Annotated in this window: 20 protein-coding genes; 15 read left to right on the forward strand and 5 right to left on the reverse strand. The window is 67.6% G+C overall.

The features are described 5' to 3' along the window. Positions 1-23 precede the first annotated feature (23 nt). From P3H15_RS12210 to P3H15_RS12275, 14 genes are all read left to right on the forward strand, one after another. Positions 24-1,244: an acyl-CoA dehydrogenase family protein gene (locus tag P3H15_RS12210; RefSeq protein WP_276137468.1), complete on the forward strand. Its 1,221-nt coding sequence runs from the start codon at positions 24-26 to the stop codon at positions 1,242-1,244. Then, positions 1,241-2,044, forward strand: a complete 804-nt coding sequence (locus P3H15_RS12215) for an SDR family oxidoreductase (RefSeq protein WP_276137469.1) — start codon at positions 1,241-1,243, stop codon at positions 2,042-2,044. Before P3H15_RS12210 ends, P3H15_RS12215 begins: the two co-directional genes overlap by 4 nt. A gap of 91 nt (positions 2,045-2,135) precedes the next feature. Next, entirely contained in the window at positions 2,136-2,741 is a 606-nt protein-coding gene (locus P3H15_RS12220; protein ID WP_276137470.1) for a TetR/AcrR family transcriptional regulator, read from the forward strand. A 19-nt stretch (positions 2,742-2,760) separates the two neighbouring features. Beyond that, positions 2,761-3,909: an acetyl-CoA C-acetyltransferase gene (locus P3H15_RS12225; protein WP_276137471.1), complete on the forward strand. Its 1,149-nt coding sequence runs from the start codon at positions 2,761-2,763 to the stop codon at positions 3,907-3,909. A 92-nt stretch (positions 3,910-4,001) separates the two neighbouring features. Continuing rightward, positions 4,002-4,331, forward strand: a complete 330-nt coding sequence (locus P3H15_RS12230; protein ID WP_276137472.1) for a hydrogenase maturation nickel metallochaperone HypA — start codon at positions 4,002-4,004, stop codon at positions 4,329-4,331. Between the two features lie 5 nt (positions 4,332-4,336). Then, on the forward strand, positions 4,337-5,176 hold the full coding sequence (gene hypB / locus P3H15_RS12235) for a hydrogenase nickel incorporation protein HypB (protein WP_276137473.1): 840 nt from the start codon (positions 4,337-4,339) through the stop codon (positions 5,174-5,176). Between the two features lie 160 nt (positions 5,177-5,336). Then, positions 5,337-6,392: a hydrogenase expression protein HypE gene (locus tag P3H15_RS12240; RefSeq protein ID WP_072938985.1), complete on the forward strand. Its 1,056-nt coding sequence runs from the start codon at positions 5,337-5,339 to the stop codon at positions 6,390-6,392. 57 nt (positions 6,393-6,449) lie between these two features. Continuing rightward, positions 6,450-8,243 carry a nickel-dependent hydrogenase large subunit gene (locus P3H15_RS12245; RefSeq protein ID WP_276137474.1) on the forward strand — a complete coding sequence of 598 codons (1,794 nt, stop codon included), beginning with the start codon at positions 6,450-6,452 and terminating at the stop codon, positions 8,241-8,243. A 10-nt stretch (positions 8,244-8,253) separates the two neighbouring features. Further along, entirely contained in the window at positions 8,254-9,210 is a 957-nt protein-coding gene (locus tag P3H15_RS12250) for a NifU family protein (RefSeq protein WP_276137475.1), read from the forward strand. Next, positions 9,210-9,854 carry a DUF5947 family protein gene (locus P3H15_RS12255; RefSeq protein ID WP_276137476.1) on the forward strand — a complete coding sequence of 215 codons (645 nt, stop codon included), beginning with the start codon at positions 9,210-9,212 and terminating at the stop codon, positions 9,852-9,854. Before P3H15_RS12250 ends, P3H15_RS12255 begins: the two co-directional genes overlap by 1 nt. Further along, on the forward strand, positions 9,851-10,498 hold the full coding sequence (locus P3H15_RS12260; protein ID WP_276137477.1) for a DUF6084 family protein: 648 nt from the start codon (positions 9,851-9,853) through the stop codon (positions 10,496-10,498). Before P3H15_RS12255 ends, P3H15_RS12260 begins: the two co-directional genes overlap by 4 nt. Continuing rightward, on the forward strand, positions 10,495-11,907 hold the full coding sequence (locus tag P3H15_RS12265) for a hypothetical protein (protein ID WP_276137478.1): 1,413 nt from the start codon (positions 10,495-10,497) through the stop codon (positions 11,905-11,907). Before P3H15_RS12260 ends, P3H15_RS12265 begins: the two co-directional genes overlap by 4 nt. A 122-nt stretch (positions 11,908-12,029) precedes the next feature. Next, positions 12,030-12,563 (forward strand): hydrogenase maturation protease, encoded by a 534-nt coding sequence (locus P3H15_RS12270; protein WP_276137479.1) that lies wholly within the window; start codon positions 12,030-12,032, stop codon positions 12,561-12,563. Between the two features lie 3 nt (positions 12,564-12,566). Continuing rightward, complete coding sequence (locus P3H15_RS12275) at positions 12,567-12,821, forward strand: HypC/HybG/HupF family hydrogenase formation chaperone (protein ID WP_276137480.1); 255 nt, start codon at positions 12,567-12,569, stop codon at positions 12,819-12,821. On the opposite strand, the gene P3H15_RS12280 is transcribed toward P3H15_RS12275, so the two are convergent. Both P3H15_RS12280 and P3H15_RS12285 read right to left on the reverse strand, forming a co-directional pair. Beyond that, entirely contained in the window at positions 12,818-13,612 is a 795-nt protein-coding gene (locus P3H15_RS12280; RefSeq protein ID WP_276137481.1) for a hypothetical protein, read from the reverse strand. The genes P3H15_RS12275 and P3H15_RS12280 overlap by 4 nt on opposite strands. Positions 13,613-13,713: 101 nt before the next feature. Then, positions 13,714-14,685, reverse strand: coding sequence for an NAD(P)-dependent oxidoreductase (locus tag P3H15_RS12285; protein WP_276137482.1), 972 nt, complete (start codon positions 14,683-14,685; stop codon positions 13,714-13,716). 35 nt (positions 14,686-14,720) lie between these two features. On the opposite strand from P3H15_RS12285, the gene P3H15_RS12290 reads away from it, so the two are divergent. After that, on the forward strand, positions 14,721-15,368 hold the full coding sequence (locus P3H15_RS12290) for a ScbR family autoregulator-binding transcription factor (protein WP_276137483.1): 648 nt from the start codon (positions 14,721-14,723) through the stop codon (positions 15,366-15,368). Here P3H15_RS12290 and P3H15_RS12295 read toward each other — a convergent pair. The 3 genes from P3H15_RS12295 to P3H15_RS12305 all read right to left on the reverse strand — a co-directional run bounded on the left by P3H15_RS12295 (position 15,365) and on the right by P3H15_RS12305 (position 17,839). Then, a complete protein-coding gene (locus tag P3H15_RS12295) occupies positions 15,365-16,315 on the reverse strand; it encodes a ScbA/BarX family gamma-butyrolactone biosynthesis protein (protein WP_276137484.1) in 951 nt (316 codons plus the stop codon). The two genes, P3H15_RS12290 and P3H15_RS12295, sit on opposite strands and share 4 nt — an antisense overlap. A 96-nt stretch (positions 16,316-16,411) precedes the next feature. After that, entirely contained in the window at positions 16,412-16,987 is a 576-nt protein-coding gene (locus P3H15_RS12300) for a hemerythrin domain-containing protein (protein WP_276137485.1), read from the reverse strand. Positions 16,988-17,074: 87 nt separating this feature from the next. Beyond that, entirely contained in the window at positions 17,075-17,839 is a 765-nt protein-coding gene (locus P3H15_RS12305; protein ID WP_276137486.1) for an HpcH/HpaI aldolase/citrate lyase family protein, read from the reverse strand. Positions 17,840-17,850 lie beyond the last annotated feature (11 nt).

Raw genomic sequence — 17,850 nt, forward strand, 5'->3', positions numbered from 1 at the left:
GCTTGGTAGGTTATCTTACAGACGTGGACCAGAGCGAGAGCCCGGACGGGCTGATCACCGACGACGACTTCGCCGAGAGCGTCAGAACGTGGCTGAACAACAATCTGACCGGCGACTTCGCCCGGCTGAAGGGCAAGGGCGGCCCCGGGAGCGAGCACGAGTTCTTCGAGGAACGGCTCGCCTGGGACCGGCACCTGGCGGCCGCCGGATGGACGTGCCTCGGCTGGCCGAAGGAATACGGCGGGCGCGGAGCGACCCTGGCGCAGCAGGTGGTGTTCCACGAGGAATACGCGAAGGCGGGGGCACCGGCACGCGTCAGTCACGTCGGCGAGGAACTGCTCGGACCGACGCTCATCGCGTTCGGCACCGAGGACCAGAAACGACGCTTCCTGCCGGGGATCAACACCGTCACCGAACTGTGGGCGCAGGGCTACTCCGAGCCCGGTGCCGGCTCCGACCTCGCCAACGTCGCGACCACCGCACGACTCGACGGCGACAAGTGGGTGATCAACGGCCAGAAGGTGTGGACGTCGCTCGCGCACGTTGCGCAGTGGGCGTTCGTGCTGTGTCGCACCGAACCCGGGTCGAAGCGGCACCAGGGGCTGAGCTTCCTGCTCGTGCCTCTGGACCAACCCGGCGTCACGGTCCGGCCCATCCAGCAACTCACCGGCACGTCCGAGTTCAACGAGGTGTTCTTCGACGACGCCGTCACCGATGCCGATCTGGTGGTCGCGGAACCCGGTGACGGCTGGCGGGTCGCGATGGGGCTGCTCACCTTCGAACGCGGCGTGTCCACACTCGGGCAGCAGATCGGATTCGCCCGCGAACTGCAGGGCGTCGTCGACCTCGCGAAAACCACCGGCGCAGCATCCGACCCGAACATTCGCGAGAAGATCGCCCGCGCCTGGGTGGGACTGCGCGTCATGCGCGCCCACGCCCTGCGGACCCTCGAGGCCGTCGACGCCGGAACGTCCGGACCCGAGGCGTCCGTCGCGAAACTGCTGTGGGCCAACTGGCACCGCGACCTCGGTCAGCTGGCGATGGAGGTGCAGGGTGCGTCGTCGCTCCTCGCCCCCGTCGACCCGACGTCCGACATCACCGACCCCGAACATCTCGAACTCGGCGAATGGCAGCGGCTGTTCCTGTTCACCCGCGCCGACACCATCTACGGCGGATCCAACGAGATCCAGCGCAACATCATCTCCGAGCGCGTGCTCGGACTCCCCCGAGAGGCACGACCGTGACAAAACCCGCACCGCTCGCCACCGCACCCGTCGAGACGCCGGGCCACGACCTGCTGAAAGGAAAGAAGGTCGTCGTCACCGCCGCGGCGGGCACCGGCATCGGCTACGCGTCCGCGCGTCGTGCCCTGCTCGAAGGCGCCGACGTCCTGGTGTCGGACTGGCACGAACGCCGCCTCACCGAGGCGAAGGAGAAACTGGCCGCGGAATTTCCCGGGCAGGTCGTCGAGGCGCTGACGTGCGACGTGTCGAGCACCGAACAGGTGGACGCGCTGATTTCCGGGGCGGCCGACGCCCTCGGCCGGATCGACGTCCTCGTCAACAACGCCGGACTCGGCGGCGAGACGCCGCTCGTCGACATGACCGACGAGGAATGGGATCGCGTTCTCGACATCACCCTGAACGGGACATTCCGCGCCACCCGCGCGGCGCTGCGCTACTTCAAGGGCGTCGAGCACACCGGCGTCCTCGTCAACAACGCGTCCGTCCTCGGCTGGCGGGCGCAGCACTCGCAGGCGCACTACGCGGCGGCGAAGGCCGGCGTCATGGCCCTCACCCGGTGCAGCGCGATCGAGGCCGCCGAATACGGGGTCCGGATCAACGCCGTCGCACCGTCCATCGCCCGGCACGCCTTCCTCGCCAAGGTCACCAGCGAGGAACTCCTCGACAAACTGGCATCCGACGAGGCCTTCGGCCGCGCCGCCGAGGTGTGGGAAATCGCCGCCACCATCGCCATGCTCGCCAGCGACTACACCACCTACCTCACCGGCGAGGTCGTGTCGATCTCGTCGCAGAGGGCGTAGCCGCCCCGTGCGTGGTTAACGAGTGTCTGGACTCCTTAACCACTCACGGGGCCGGAGGCCCTAGCAAGCGCTTGGTTGATAGGATGTGACGATGACTCCACCCCCCGACGACACCACCGGCAAGACCGGACGCAGGACCGAACTCCTCGACATCGCGGCCACCCTCTTCGCCGAACGCGGCCTGAGGGCCACCACCGTGCGCGACATCGCCGACGCCGCGGGCATCCTGTCGGGCAGCCTGTACCACCACTTCGACTCCAAGGAGTCGATGGTCGACGAAATCCTACGGGGCTTCCTCGACGACCTGTTCGGCAAGTACCGCGAGATCGTCGCATCCGGACTCGACAGCCGCGCGACCCTCGAAGCGCTGGTCACCACGTCCTACGAGGCGATCGACGCGTCGCATGCGGCGGTCGCGATCTACCAGGACGAGGTGAAGCATCTCGTCGCCAACGAGCGCTTCACGTACCTGTCCGAACTGAACACCGAATTCCGCGACCTGTGGATGGGTGTGCTCGAGGCGGGGGTGAAGGACGGCAGCTTCCGGGCCGACATCGACGTCGAACTCGCCTTCCGCTTCCTCCGCGACACCGCCTGGGTCGCCGTCCGCTGGTACCGGCCCGGCGGTTCCGTCACGGTCGACACCGTGGCCAAGCAGTATCTCTCGATCGTCCTCGACGGACTTGCGAGTCCTTAACACTGACTAGGAGTTTCACATGACCGAGGCCTACATCGTCGACGCCGTTCGCACCCCGATCGGCAAGAAGAACGGTGGCCTGTCCGGCGTGCATCCCGCAGACCTGGGTGCGCACGTCATCAAGGCCGTCGTCGAGCGCACGGGCATCGACCCGGCCGGTGTCGACGACGTCGTCTTCGGTTGTGTCGACGCGATCGGCGGACAGGCAGGCAACATCGCCCGCACCGCGTGGCTCGCCGCCGGCTACCCGGAAGAGGTCCCAGGGGTCACGGTCGACCGGCAGTGCGGGTCGAGCCAGCAGGCCGTCCACTTCGGTGCGCAGGCGATCCTCAGCGGCACCGCCGACCTGATCGTCGCGGGCGGTGTGCAGAACATGAGCCAGATCCCGATCGCGTCGGCGATGGTGGTCGGGCAGCAGTACGGATTCGACACCCCGTTCGGCGGATCGACGGGCTGGGCCGAACGCTACGGCGACCAGGAGGTATCGCAATTCCACGGCGCCGAACTGATCGCGGACAAGTGGGACATCAGCCGCGAGGCCCTCGAACGCTGGGCGCTGCAGAGCCACGAGCGGGCGCGGACCGCCATCGCCGAGGGTCGCTTCGACCGCGAGATCGTGCCGGTGGGCGACTTCACCACCGACGAGGGTCCGCGCGAGACCAGCCTCGAGAAGATGGCGGCGCTGAATACCCTCACCGACGGTGGACGACTCACGGCCGCGGTCGCGAGCCAGATCTCCGACGGTGCGAGCGCGGTGCTGCTGGCCTCACCGGAAGCGGTCGAGCGGTACGGCCTGACGCCCCGCGCCCGCATCCACCACCTCAGTGCTCGCGGCGCCGACCCGATCTTCATGCTCAGCGCGCCGATCCCCGCGACCCGCTACGCGCTGGAGAAGACCGGCCTGAGCATCGACGACATCGACCTGGTCGAGATCAACGAGGCCTTCGCGCCGGTGGTCCTCGCGTGGCTCGCGGAGATCGGCGCCGACCCGGCGAAGGTCAACGTCAACGGCGGCGCGATCGCCCTCGGCCACCCCCTCGGTGCGACCGGCACCAAGCTGATGGCGACGCTCCTCAACGAACTCGAACGCACCGGCGGCCGCTACGGACTGCAGACCATCTGCGAAGGCGGCGGCACCGCGAACGTCACCATCATCGAACGCCTGTGAGTACTTCTTAACCGCCGGCGGTTAACAAGTACTCACGGGTGCGAAGCGCTACGCTCGAACAGGATAGTGACGAGTCCGTAAGCGGGGCCGTGATGCACGAATTGGCAATCACCCAGAGCGTCGTCGACGCCGTCTGCGAGACCGCCGCGGGACGGACGGTCCACAGCGTGCGGGTGCAGGTGGGGGCGCTGACTGCGGTGGTCGCCGATTCGATGCAGTTCTGTTTCGAACTGGTCACCGAAGGGACCGTCGCGCACGGTGCCCGTCTCGACATCGACCACACGCCGGGCGGTGCGCACTGCCGTGAATGCGGCGGCGACTTCGTGCTCACGGACCTGGTGTTGCTGTGCCCGTGCGGAAGTGCGGACGTGGAGGTCACGTCGGGTCGGGAACTACGAATCCTCTCGATGGAAGTGAGCTGACGCAAATGTGTGCCACCTGTGGATGCGGAGACGAGACGGGGACCAGGATCACGGTGCCCCACGAGCACCCGCACGACCACGAGCACCCCCACGACCACGAGCACCCCCACGAGCACGAGCACCCCCACGACCACGAGCACCCCCACGAGCACACTCACGAACACCCGCACGACCACGAGCACCCACACACGCACGAGCACAGAACCGAGACGGTCACCCTCGAACAGAAGGTGCTGGCGAAGAACGACCTCACGGCCGAGCGCAACCGGGGCTGGCTGGCGGGGCGCGGGGTGCTCGCCCTCAACGTGATGAGTTCGCCCGGGTCCGGGAAGACGACGCTGCTCGAACGCACCATCGCCGACATCGGTGGGCAGCGTCGGGTCTCGGTGGTGGAGGGCGACCAGGAGACGATGCTCGACGCCAACCGCATCAAGGCGACGGGATGTGCTGTGGTGCAGGTGAACACGGGCGCCGGGTGTCATCTCGACGCCGAGATGATGCGGGATGCGCTGACCGCCCTGGACCCCGAGCCGAATTCGCTGCTGTTCATCGAGAACGTGGGGAATCTCGTCTGTCCGGCACTGTTCGATCTCGGAGAGAAAAGCCGGGTGGTGGTGATCTCGGTGACCGAGGGGACGGACAAGCCGCTCAAGTATCCGCACATGTTCGCGGCGGCGAACCTGGTGATCGTGAACAAGGCGGACCTGTTGCCGTACGTGGACTTCGACGTCGACCTCTGCGCGAAGTACGCCCGGTCGGTGAACCCGGACCTGCAGATGATCACATTGTCGGCGACGACCGGTCAGGGCATCCAGCAGTGGTACGACTGGATCGCGAAGCAATGAAGCCATTACACGACGGGGCCGGACGACGCGGCGCGACGCGCCGGGGACCGTTGACATCCGCTCGGCGGCGGAGCTAAATAAATATCAGCGCCACGCAGGTGGGCCGACGGTCGACTCCGGTGGCGACAGGAGTTGTGTTCACTCCGGAAAGCGACCTGATATGCCGACACAGGAAGCAATCAACGCCGAGGACACCCTGATTCACGTGCTGTGGATCAATGCGGGACTCAGTTGCGACGGCGATTCGGTGGCCTTGACGGCTGCGACGCAGCCCAGTGTCGAGGAGATTGCCCTGGGAGCCCTGCCGGGCCTGCCCAAAGTGGCCGTGCACTGGCCGCTGATCGACTTCGACAACGGTCCGGAGGGCGGCGCCAACGACTTCCTGGAATGGTTCTGGAAGGCGGATCGCGGCGAACTCGAACCTTTCGTGCTGGTGGTGGAGGGTTCCATCCCGAACGAGCAACTTCACGACGAGGGTTACTGGTGCGGCTTCGGCAACAATCCCGAGACCGGTCAGCCGGTGACGACGAGTGAGTGGCTCGATCGTCTGGCTCCGAAGGCGACGGCGATCGTCGCGGCGGGCACGTGCGCGACGTACGGCGGCATCCACGCGATGGCGGGCAACCCGACCGGGGCGATGGGTGTTCCCGATTATCTCGGCTGGGACTGGAAGTCGAAGGCGGGCATTCCGATCGTCTGCGTTCCCGGTTGCCCGATCCAGCCGGACAATCTGTCGGAGACGTTGACATATCTCCTCTACATGGCCACCGAGCAGGCGCCCATGATTCCGCTCGACGACGCGCTGCGTCCGCAGTGGCTGTTCGGCGCCACGGTGCACGAGGGCTGCGACCGCGCCGGCTACTACGAGCAGGGTGATTTCGCCACCGAGTACGGCTCACCGAAGTGCATCGTGAAACTGGGGTGCTGGGGTCCGGTCGTCAAGTGCAACGTCCCGAAGCGGGGCTGGATCAACGGTGTGGGTGGGTGCCCGAATGTGGGCGGTATCTGCATCGGGTGCACGATGCCAGGCTTCCCGGACAAGTTCATGCCGTTCATGGACGAACCGCCGGGCGGCAAACTCTCCACCACGGCGTCAGGGCTGTACGGATCCGCCATTCGCAGTCTCCGCAAGATCACCAAGAACACGTTGGACAAAGAGCCGCACTGGCGCAGTCGCGGTACGAAACTGACCACGGGCGCGACACGCACCTGGTAGTCCCGCTCGGGGTCTCGGGCGGTGGTCCGCCGGCCTCGAACACTGAGAGGTACGTCGATGACAACGATCATTCCGGAACCTTCGCACAAGTCGGAATCCGACGGCCTGGTCGAGATGGCGTGGGATCCGATCACGCGCATCGTGGGTAGCCTGGGCATCTATACGAAGATCGACTTCAAGCAGAAGGAAGTCGTGGAGTGCCACAGCACTTCGTCGATCTTCCGCGGCTATTCGATTTTCATGAAGGGTAAGGACCCCCGCGACGCCCACTTCATCACGAGCCGGATCTGCGGCATCTGTGGTGACAACCACGCGACGTGTTCGTGCTACACCCAGAACATGGCCTATGGTGTGAAGCCCCCGAACATCGGCGAGTGGATCGTCAACCTCGGCGAGGCCGCGGAATACATGTTCGATCACAACATCTTTCAGGAGAACCTCGTCGGTGTGGACTTCTGCGAGAAGATGGTCTCCGAGACGAATCCGGGGGTGCTGGCGCAGGCCGAGAAGACCGAGGCGCCGCACGCCGGGGAGCACGGCTACAAGACCATCGCCGACATCATGCGGTCGCTGAACCCGTTCACCGGTGAGTTCTACCGGGAGGCGTTGCAGGTCAGCCGGTGGACCCGAGAGATGTTCTGCCTCATGGAGGGTCGGCACGTGCACCCGTCCACCCTGTACCCGGGTGGTGTGGGAACGGTCGCGACGATTCAGCTGATGACCGACTACACGACGCGTCTGATGCGCTACGTGGAGTTCATGAAGAAGGTCGTCCCCATGCACGACGACCTGTTCGACTTCTTTTACGAGGCGATGCCCGGCTACGAGAAGGTCGGCCTGCGCCGGACCCTCCTCGGCTGCTGGGGTTCGTTCCAGGATCCCGCGGTGTGCAACTTCTCCTACAAGGACATGGAGAAGTGGGGCCGTGCGATGTTCGTGACGCCCGGCGTCGTGGTGGACGGAAAGCTGGTCACGACGTCACTCGTCGACATCAACCTGGGTATCCGAATCCTGTTGGGCAGTTCGTATTACGACGACTGGACCGACCAGGAGATGTTCGTGAGGAACGATCCGCTCGGGAACCAGGTCGACCGCAGGCATCCGTGGAACCAGCACACCAACCCGCACCCGCAGAAACGCGACATGGAGGACAAGTACAGCTGGGTGATGTCGCCGCGGTGGTTCGACGGCACCGACCACCTCGCGCTGGACACCGGCGGCGGGCCACTGGCCCGGCTCTGGAGTACCGCCCTCGCGGGCCTCGTCGACATCGGGTACGTGCAGTCGACCGGTCACAGCGTGAAGATCAACCTGCCGAAGACCGCGCTGAAGGGCCCGGTCGAGTTCGAATGGAAGATCCCGGAGTACGGCAGCAACACGATCGAGCGGGACCGGGCGCGGACCTACTTCCAGGCCTATGCGGCGGCGTGTGCGCTGCACTTCGCGGAGCAGGCGCTCGCCGAGATCCGGGCCGGGCACACGAAGACGTGGGAGAAGTTCGACGTCCCCGACGAGGGGATCGGCTGCGGCTTCACGGAGGCGGTGCGCGGAGTCCTGTCGCACCACATGGTGATTCGCGACGGCAAGATCGCGAACTATCACCCGTATCCGCCGACGCCGTGGAACGCCAACCCCCGCGACAGCTTCGGTACACCGGGGCCGTACGAGGACGCGGTGCAGGGCCAGCCGATCTTCGAGGAGAACGATCGGGAGCACTTCAAGGGCATCGACATCATGCGGACCGTCCGCAGTTTCGATCCCTGCCTGCCGTGCGGTGTGCACATGTATCTCGGCGAGGGAAAGACGCTGGAGAAGCTGCATTCGCCCACCCAGTCCGTGACCGGCGAGTGACGGGGTACGCATGGAGAGTGGCGGATCGGAGACGTGGGGGAGTGACGAAGTAGCAGACGACCCCGATCGGTGGCGGACAGCCGGCGAACGGATCGACAGCCTGTTGGACGCGAGTTCGACAGGTGGCTCGGTGGCCCGCGAGCGCGCCGAGCAACTGGTCCGGGAGGTGGTCGAACTCTACGGCGCCGGGTTGCAGCGTGTCCTCGACATCATCGGTGACCGCGACGACGACCTCGTCGAACGTCTCGCCGCCGACGAACTCGTGGCCAGCCTGCTCCTCGTGAACGGACTCCATCCGCACGATGTCGAGACGAGGGTCGCCTCCGCACTCGACAGCGTGCGCCCCTACCTGGGCTCCCATGGCGGTGACGTCGAACTGCTCGGCGTGGTGGACGGTGTGGTGCGGTTACGGCTGACCGGCAGTTGTCAGAGCTGCCCGTCGTCTGCGGTGACGTTGGAACTCGCCGTCAAGGACGCCGTGCTGGCCGCCGCACCGGAGACCGTGGACATCGAGGTGGTGGGCGCCACCCCGGCCGCCGGTTCCGGGTTGATCGCCGCGGAATCGCTGTTCTCCCATGTTCATCCGAACGGATTGGACGGGTCGAGCGGCACCGGGACGTGGGTGTCGGTGCCCGAACTCGAGGAACTGACACCCGGGGAGGTGGCCGGGTTCTCCGTCGCCGGGCTGCCGATCCTGGTGTGCCGGATCGGGGAGCAGTTGTTCGCCTACCGCGACCGGTGCGCCGCCTGCACCCACTCGCTGGCCGGGGCCACGCTGCAACGGAAGGCGGGCGGTCAGGCGGGGGACGCGGTGCTGCGCTGCCCGTCGTGCCGGGCGCATTTCGACCCGCGTCGCGCGGGCCTGCGCCTGGACGGCGACGCGGACGCCGAAACGCTCTCGCCGCTCCCGGTCCTCGTGCGCGACGGCGTCGTCTCCGTGGCCGTGCCCGCCGCGGAGGTGGCGTGATGAGCCCGTCGGGGAACGGGCTGCGCATTCTGCAGCGCATCGCGTCCGAGCGGCCCAAACCGGTGGTCGGGGAATGGTGCGACATGTGCGCCGTGCCGATCGCCGACGCCCACCAGCACGTCGTGAACGTGCAGGACCGGCAATTGATGTGCGTGTGCCGCGGATGCTACCTGCTGTTCACCGACGAAAACGCGGAACTGCGTTTCCGGGCGGTCCCGGAACGCTACCTGTCGTTTCCGAACTTCGAACTCGCCCCCGGTCGCTGGGACGACCTGGAGATCCCCGTCGGGCTCGCGTTCGTGTTCCGGAATTCGCTGCTGGCCAAGACCGTCGCGTTCTATCCCGGTCCGGCAGGCGCGACCGAATCGGAACTGTCCCTCGACGCATGGGACGGTGTGCTCGCGGTGAACCCCGCGCTCGGCCAGCTGTCCGCCGACACGGAAGCCCTGTTGCTGCGGGTCCCCGAACACGGCGAGGGGGACCCCGAGTGCTATCTCGTACCCATCGACGCCTGCTACCAGTTGGTGGGGCAGTTGCGGCAGGTGTGGCGGGGATTCGACGGCGGCCAGGACGCACGGCGGGTCATCGACACGTTCTTCGACGACGTGAAGGCACGCAGTCGCGTCGCGAAGGAGCCGACGTGACCGAGTTGACTTTTCGTGTGGAAGACGTGTTCCCGGAACCGTTCGCGGTTGCGCCGAATCTGACTGCGCGGGTGGAGGTTACGGAGTCGAGCGGCGCCGTCGTGCACGCGATGGCCGTGCGGTGCCAGGTCCGCATCGAGCCGCAGCGCCGTCGCTACACGGACGCCGAGGTGGAGGGCCTGCTCGATCTGTTCGGGCCCCGCGAGCGGTGGACGTCGACGCTGAAGCCGTTCCAGTGGATGCAGACCAGCACCGTCGCCCAGGGGTTCACCGGGTCGAGCGTGGTGGAGTTGCCGCTGCCGTGCACGTACGACTTCGAGGTGACGGCCTCGAAGTACCTGCACGCCCTGGATGAGGCCGGGTCGACGGTGCCGCTGGTGTTCCTGTTCAGTGGAACGGTCTTCACGCGCGGGGTCGCCGGGTTCGGTGTGGAACGGATCCCGTGGGACCGCGAATCGACGTACGACCTGCCGGTGGCGGCGTGGCGCGAACTCGTCCGGGCGCACTACCCGAATACGGGCTGGGTGCGCCTCGACCACGACACACTGGCGGCACTGGCGAAATACAAGGCGGCGCACGGACTCCTCGGACTGGACGTCGCCATCGCGAACCTGCTGCAGGGAGCCGGGGAGGTGATCGCATGATCTCCCCGGCGTCCCTGCAGCGAGTACGGGCCGTGGCCGACGCGGTCCTCTACGAGGGCTACCTGCTGTATCCGTATCGTGCGAGTTCGTCGAAGAACCAATCGCGGTGGCAGTTCGGCGTCCTCGGACCGCCGGGTGCGACGGAATCGGGAGTCGGCGAGGAACCGCGCCTGTCCTGTCAGACGCTGTTGCGCCCCCGTGCGGGTCAGCGGTCCGGCGTGTCGGTGACCGTCCGTTTCCTGCAACTGCAGGTGCGTGAGGTGGAGAAGGCCGTGGGGTCCGGGTTCGAGCCGGTCGGGGAGCTCACCGTCGCCGGCCGCAGCTGGCTGTCGTGGGACGAGGCGGTGGAACGCGAGATCGACCTGGGCGCGGTGTTCCCGGCCGAGGAGCTCGAGGACTGCCGGCTCGACGTGGACGTCGAGGGGGGAGTGGACGTCGAGGAGTTGCGCGCGGACGACGGCACCCTCGCCGGGCGCGTGGTGCGGACCAGGTGGCCGCTGCGCGCCGTCGTCCGCGTCGGCAGCGACCGGCACGACGGACTGGACGTGCTGCGGGTGTCGATCGAGAACGTGAAGATCGACGCGATCGGCACGTGGTCGAAGGATTCGGCCATCAGGCATTCGCTGATCGGGGCGCACCTGATGTTGGCTGCGGAGGACGCCGAGTTCGTGTCGCTGCTCGAGCCGCCCGACGACGCCGCGCCGCTCGCGTCGACCTGCCATCAGGAACGCTGCTACCCCGTGCTGGCCGGGCTGCCGGGGGAGACGGACCTCGTCCTGGTGTCGCCGATCATCCTGTACGACCACCCGGAGGTGGCCGAGCAGAGCGACGGCGCCCTGTTCGACGCCACCGAGATCGACGAGATCCTCACCCTGCGGGTCATGACCCTCACCGAGGAGGAGAAGCGTCAGGCCCGCGCCACCGACCCGCTCGCCGCCCAGATCATCGACCGCTGCGAGCAGATGTCGCCGGCGACGCTCGCCCAGATGCACGGCGTCCTGCGAAACCCGCATTTCCCGAGCCCCGACCTCCCGGAGCAGCGGGGCCTCCCCGACATGGGCCTCGTCCCGGAACTGACCGACGACGTGCCGTGGTGGGATCCGGACGCCGACACCGCCGTGCGCCCCGACGTCGACGGCGTGATCGTCAACGGCGTCCGGGTAGCGAAGGACACCGTCGTGCGGATCCATCCGTCGCGCCGCGCCGACGCCCAGGACCTGTTCTTCGCGGGACAGCTCGCTCGGGTGGTGACCGTGCACGCCGACGTCGACGGTGGCACCCACGTCGGCGTCGTGCTGATGGACGATCCCGCTTCCGAGTTGCACGAGTGGTACGGCAGGTATCTGTACTTCGCCCCGGACGAGGTGGAGCCCGTTTCGGCAGACACCGGAAAGGAAGAACAGTCATGAAGATTCTCGGAGAGGCCACCACCGCCGCGCTGGCGTTGGTTGCGGTCGCCGGTGTGGCGGTCGCCGTCTTCTCGCTTCCCGACATCAAGCGGTACCTGCGTATGCGCAAGATGTGAGGCCATGTGACGGACAGGCGGGTACTGGTTGCCGGTGTGGGCAACATCTTCTTCGGCGACGACGGATTCGGTCCCGAGGTGCTCCGTGGTGTCGCGAAGAGGTCGCTGCCGCCGGGAGTCCGGGCCGTCGATTTCGGCATCCGTGGAACACATCTGGCGTACGAACTGCTCGACGGGTGGGGTGCGCTCCTGCTGGTCGATGCGGTTCCCGATCGAGGTGAACCGGGGGCGTTGAGGGCGTTCGAGGTGGGTCCCGACTCGGTGCCCGCGGCGCCGCTCGACGCGCACAGCATGGACCCGGGGGCGGTGTTCGCCAGTCTCCGCGCGCTCGGCGGAACCCTGCCGCGCGCCGTGGTCCTCGGCTGCCAGGTGGAGAACACCGACGAGGGAATCGGGCTGTCACCGCGCGTCGCCGCCGCCGTCGCACCGGCCGTCGACACGGTCTTCGACATCGTCGACCAACTCCTGGCGCCAACCGCGGCTCAACTGCCGGAGGCCCGCTCCGCGGCCACGCTGCAACCGGAGAAGACGGAGGGCTGAATCGTGTGTCTCGGAATTCCCGGCCGGGTGGTGCGCATGCTGGAGGGCTACGGCAACCAACTCGCGCTCGTCGACGTCGTCGGCGAACAGCGCAAGGTGAACGTCGGCATGCTGCCCGAGGACGTCAGCCTGGAACCGGGCGACTGGATCGTCATCCACATGGGATTCGCGATGGAAAAGGTGGACGAGGCAGGCGCCGAAAAGGCGATGGCGGGGCTGGAGATGATGGGACGCTCGCGGTCGGCGGACGAAGGCTAGCCCCGCGTCTCGGCGTGACGGGGGTCCGGCGGTCCGGCGACGAAGTCGCGCGCCCGGTTCCAGCGGGCGTGGTAACGCTCCCCGAAACGTGCCTGCGAGCGGGCCAGGCGCCGCGGTCGGGTCCCGTAGCGCCGCACCGCCCACCAGGAATCGGGCTTGGCCAGGCGGATCGCGCCGACGATCGCGACGGGCTGGAACACGATCCCCACGATCCCCGTGACGAACTTGCCCTTGAGCAGGCAGATCAGCGAGATGCCGAGTGAGATCGCCAGGTAGCCGATCGACGTCCACCACTGGGCGGTGCCGATCCGCCCGCTCACGAGTTCGGCGCCGGTGATCATCAGGCCGGTGACCATGAGCGCGCAGAAGATCGCGTCCACGGACTTTCGTCCGGACGTGCTCCAGTACACGTCGTCGAGGTGCACCCACAGCGCGAACTCGTCGAAGGTCAGTGCGAGACCGACCCCGAACAGCGCGGCGAAGACGTTGAGTGCCGTGCCCTCCGGGGTGGTCGCGATCAGTGCCAGCCCCGCCAGCGTCATGAACAGGATCCCGAACACCTGGTGGTGCAGGTGCACGCCGCCGACGGTGATGTCGCCGATCAGACCGCCCCCCGACTCGGCGTCGTCGTCGGTGGGCTCCGCTCCCGATTGAGAGCGGATGCGTCGGGTGATGATCCGGGTGATCACGAACGTCACCAGAACCGCGATGAACAGCCACATCACGGGATACAGGACCACTATCCGGCTGTCGCCTTCGGTGTCCACGATGATCTCGGTGTGAAGGGCCATCTCGACACTCCGTCAGGTGGGGGAACGGTCTCTCTCCGGGTATACACCCCGACCACGGACCGCAAACGAGGTTCCGCCCACCGACTTCCCGCCGGACCTCGTCACGCCGGGAGGCCGGCCAGAGGGCCGTGGCCGAAGGTCGCGCCGGTGGCGGCCAGCAGACAGGTGGGGTCGTACCAGTGGTCGCGGCCGATCAGGTCGAGGTGCCGATCGGTCAGGCCGTGCCGGGTTCCGGCGGCGACGGCGTCGTCGAAGGTGAGCGAGTTGTCCGGCAGTCGCAGGCGGCCCGAGTCCGCGAGTGCCCGGCCGAGTTCGCGGACGGTGACCGGGTCGGGATGGCACGCGTGGAACACGTCGCCGGAGTGTGCAGAGGCCTGCGGGGCAAGGGTCGCGAGTAGCCGCGCGAGGTCGGCCACCGCGACGACCGATATCCGGGACCGCCCCTCGTCGACCCAGGCGCCGAGTGTCTCGAGGATCCGGATGAATCCGGGGACGAACCAGCGGTCGCCGGGCCCGTGCACGAATCCCGGCCGGACGACGCAACCGCCCGATGCGAGGACGCGGTGTTCGGCGGTCAGCCTGCTCGCGCTCAGCGCCGAAACGGGTGCGGGCGTGGCGTCGAACTCACCGATTCCGCTGTGCGGTCCGGCGCCGTACACGCCGATGGTGCTGACGTAGAGCACCCGGCTGCCGGTCCGGGCGGCGGCAAGGAGATTCCCGGTGCCGCCGACGTTCACCGCGGTGCACTGCGCCGGGTCGCTGCCGGTGTACGACGCGGCGTGGATCACGACGTCGGCGCCGGTGAGCGCCGAGCCGAGACTTGCCGGATCGGTCAGATCCGCCTGCGCGGACAGAACGCCCGGAATGTCCGGGTTCAACGGTGTGCGTGCGACCGCGGTGCACGGAATCCCGGCCGATGCCAGGGCCCGCACGGTGGCGGAGCCGATGAAGCCCGTCGCTCCCACGACCGCGACACGTACCGGCGCGGAGGGTGTTCGACCGCGCTCGCTCGCGGTCGACGCTGGTACCGTCTCTCCGGGCAATGGGCGCGTGTTCCGTGCTTTCATCGTCATCGTTCTTCTCTCATGCGGCAGGGAAAGGTGTGAACGTGGTTCAGCAGGCGCGTGCTGCGGCGACTCGACAGCAGATCGTCCGCGGGGCGGCGGAGATGTTCGAGAAGTCGGGTTTCGAAGGAGCCAGACTCGGCAACATCGTCGAGAACGCCGGAATCACGAAGGGGGCCTTGTACTTCCATTTCCGTTCGAAAGAGGATCTGGCGCGTTTCATCATCGGTGAGCAACACCGGATCTCCATCGCGTCGGTCGAGGCGATCGGCCGTGAGCAGGTGTCGGCGATCGAGCAGATCGTGATGCTGTGCCACGAAATGGCGCGGCAGATCGTGAATGACCCGATCGTGCGAGCCGGTATCCGGATCACCCTCGAACTCAGCGCCGACGACCAGGGCCCCGCGGATCCCTACCTCGACTGGATCAACAGTTGCGAGATGCTCGCCACTCGGGCCGTCGAGCAGGGCGACCTCCTCGCCGACATCGACCCGCCGAGGCTGGCGCGGTTCGTCATCGGCGCCTTCACCGGCGTCCAGACCGTCTCCCAGGTGTTGACGCAGCGCACGGACCTCGAACAGCGCGTCGATGACATGTGGGGATTCCTGCTCCCCGGGATCATGCCCGCGACCCGGCACCAAGACATCGCCCGGATCCGGCGGGCCCGCTGGGTACCGGACGACGCCGACTAGCCGGGCGCGCATGCGCTCACCGCGGTCGGTGCGAGCGCCGCGGTTCCCCGCACCACCGCCACACCGCCCTGCCGTATCGACCCGCTGATGGACAACGCGCCGTCGTCCACCGCGTCCAGCCGGATCGTGGTTCGTTCGTCGAGTTCGGCGAAACGGTGAAACGTGGCGCCCAGGGACGCGAGGTGTGCGTCCGGTAGGCCGAGGCCGGTGCAGGCCGCCTGCCGCATCGCCTCGAGCAGCAGCATCCCGGGAATGTGATCGCACGGATGGTCGAACAGCACGGGGTGCGTGTGGTCGATCCGCAACTCCCATTCGTTCTCGGCGCGTCGCGGGCCGAGGACCACGTGCGCGTCGTCGATGTGACCGACCAGCGCAGCCGGGACCGGAGTCGGGCACCACGGCTCACCGATCGCCCGCGGGCCGCGCTCACCCCACCGGGCGCGTGCGTATGCGGACGGAGGGAAAACCACCGCGTGACCGGTCGCGGTGCCGACGTCCCGGTCACCCAGCCGGAACCGCAGGTTCACGCGGAACGCGGACAGCGCGCCGCCGCGGTACACGTGCTCGGACACGGTGACCTCGACGACCACTTCTGCGGCCGCAGCACCCACTGCCAGCGCGCCGGGCACCGCATGCACCGCGAGGTGCTGCATGACGAACCGGTTCGGCAGCGGGACGGAGAAGCGGGTGTGTCCCAGGTAGATGGCGGTCTGCCGGAGTGTTTCCGCCAGCAGCATGGTGTCGTAGTGCCCGTCTCGGGTGCGGTAGAAGCCGTGCAGGCGGGGCCACTGCGCGGCGACAACGAACCGATCCGGCACCGGCAGCGAGACGCAGTCGGTGAGGAAGACCTCGGCCACGGATTGGCGGTGCACGTACCTGCGGGGCACCGTCCGCTCGAACGACATCGGTGGAAGGGCATCGGGCACCGGACGGGAAATTCGTGCCACAACCCCATCTCCCCACAGAACCGGCCGGCCCGATGCCGCGGACCGACCGAACTATAGAACACAGACCGCGCGGTCTGTGATGTGGGGAGTGCCTTGCTACCGGCCCTTCAAGCTGCCGATTCGAAGCGATCCGGGGTTGTGGTCCTCGCCCCGGTCCTCTTCGATCTCGCGGACGTACTCCTTCGGGTCCTTGTCCGAGGTGTCCACGTCCGACATGGTGCGGTGCACGAGGAAGTATTCGGCGAACCGCCGCCCGAGCGACTCGCGAAGATCATCCGGGGCGGACCGGAAATCGGCGAGGCCCTCCCGTTCCTCCTCGGCCATGTGCTCGTCGTTGGCCCTGCGCGTGCGGCCGACGGCCGCCCACCACTCCTCGGAGAGGATGGGGTTCCCCGCCGCCGCTCGGACGCCGTCGCGGATGTCGTTGTGGTCCCCGATCGCGTCGAGGGTCTCCGCTTCCGCCTCCCCGTCCTCGCCGACCCGCAGCAGCTGCGGATAGAAGATTTCCTCTTCCGCTGCAGCGTGCAGATCCAGGCGTTTCGCCAGCGGCGTCCACACCGCCTCCACGGCGGTGATCTCCACCCGGCGCCGGGACTTCAATTCGTCCAGCGCGGCGAACTGCCGCCGGAACCACTCGTGGTCGTCGAAAATCAACTCGATGATGTCAGGCATGATTCGATTGCATCAGGCGGCTCCGCCGCCCGTGCGCCTTTTTGGTAGGGCGAACAACGAAAAAGGCGCACGGGCGCGGAGCGCCTGTCAGCCCCCGGTCGCGGCTTTGAGATGTGCGGCGGAGGCCGCCTTGAGATGGGTGAGGTCGGACGCGACGGTGGCGAACGTGTATCCCTCCGCGAGTCGGCGGGCCGCGACCGACCCGTCTGCGGTGTGGATACCCGCAGCGATGCCCGCCGCTGCGGCGGCCTCCCGGACACGGGTCACGGCCGCCTCGAACTCGTCGTCGACGCTCGGATCATTGGGGTGCGCGCCACCCACGGCGAGCCGCAGGTCGGACGGCCCCACGTAGACGCCGTCGAGTCCGGGGACGGCGCAGATCTCCTCCACGTTCGCCAGCCCCTGCGGGGTTTCGATCATCACGACGACGACCGTGTCGCGGTCGGCCTCCGCCGGGGTGGGGCCGATCCGCAGCTGTGAACGCATCGGACCGTACGAGCGCACTCCGGTAGGGGGATACGTCGCGGCAGCAACGGCCTTGGCGGCTTCTTCCGCCGTGTTCACCAGTGGGACGATCACTCCCGCCGCGCCGGCGTCGAGCGCGCGGCCGATCGGTGTCGGATCGTTCGACTCGACCCGGATCATGCCGACGGTGGAGCCGGACGCGTCGATGGCGGTGAGCCCCGCGACCATGCCGGAGTATCCGATCAGGCCGTGCTGGAGATCGAGGGCGATGTAGTCCCAGCCGACGTGGGCGAGCCACTCCGTCGACACCGGGCTGTCGATGACGGACCAGTAGCCGACGATCCGTTCGCGGCCGCGGAGGCGGGCGGCAAATTCCTGGGCACTCATGAGGGCGTTGT

The organism is Rhodococcus sp. T2V, from assembly GCF_029269925.1.
Lineage (GTDB): Bacteria > Actinomycetota > Actinomycetes > Mycobacteriales > Mycobacteriaceae > Rhodococcus_F > Rhodococcus_F koreensis.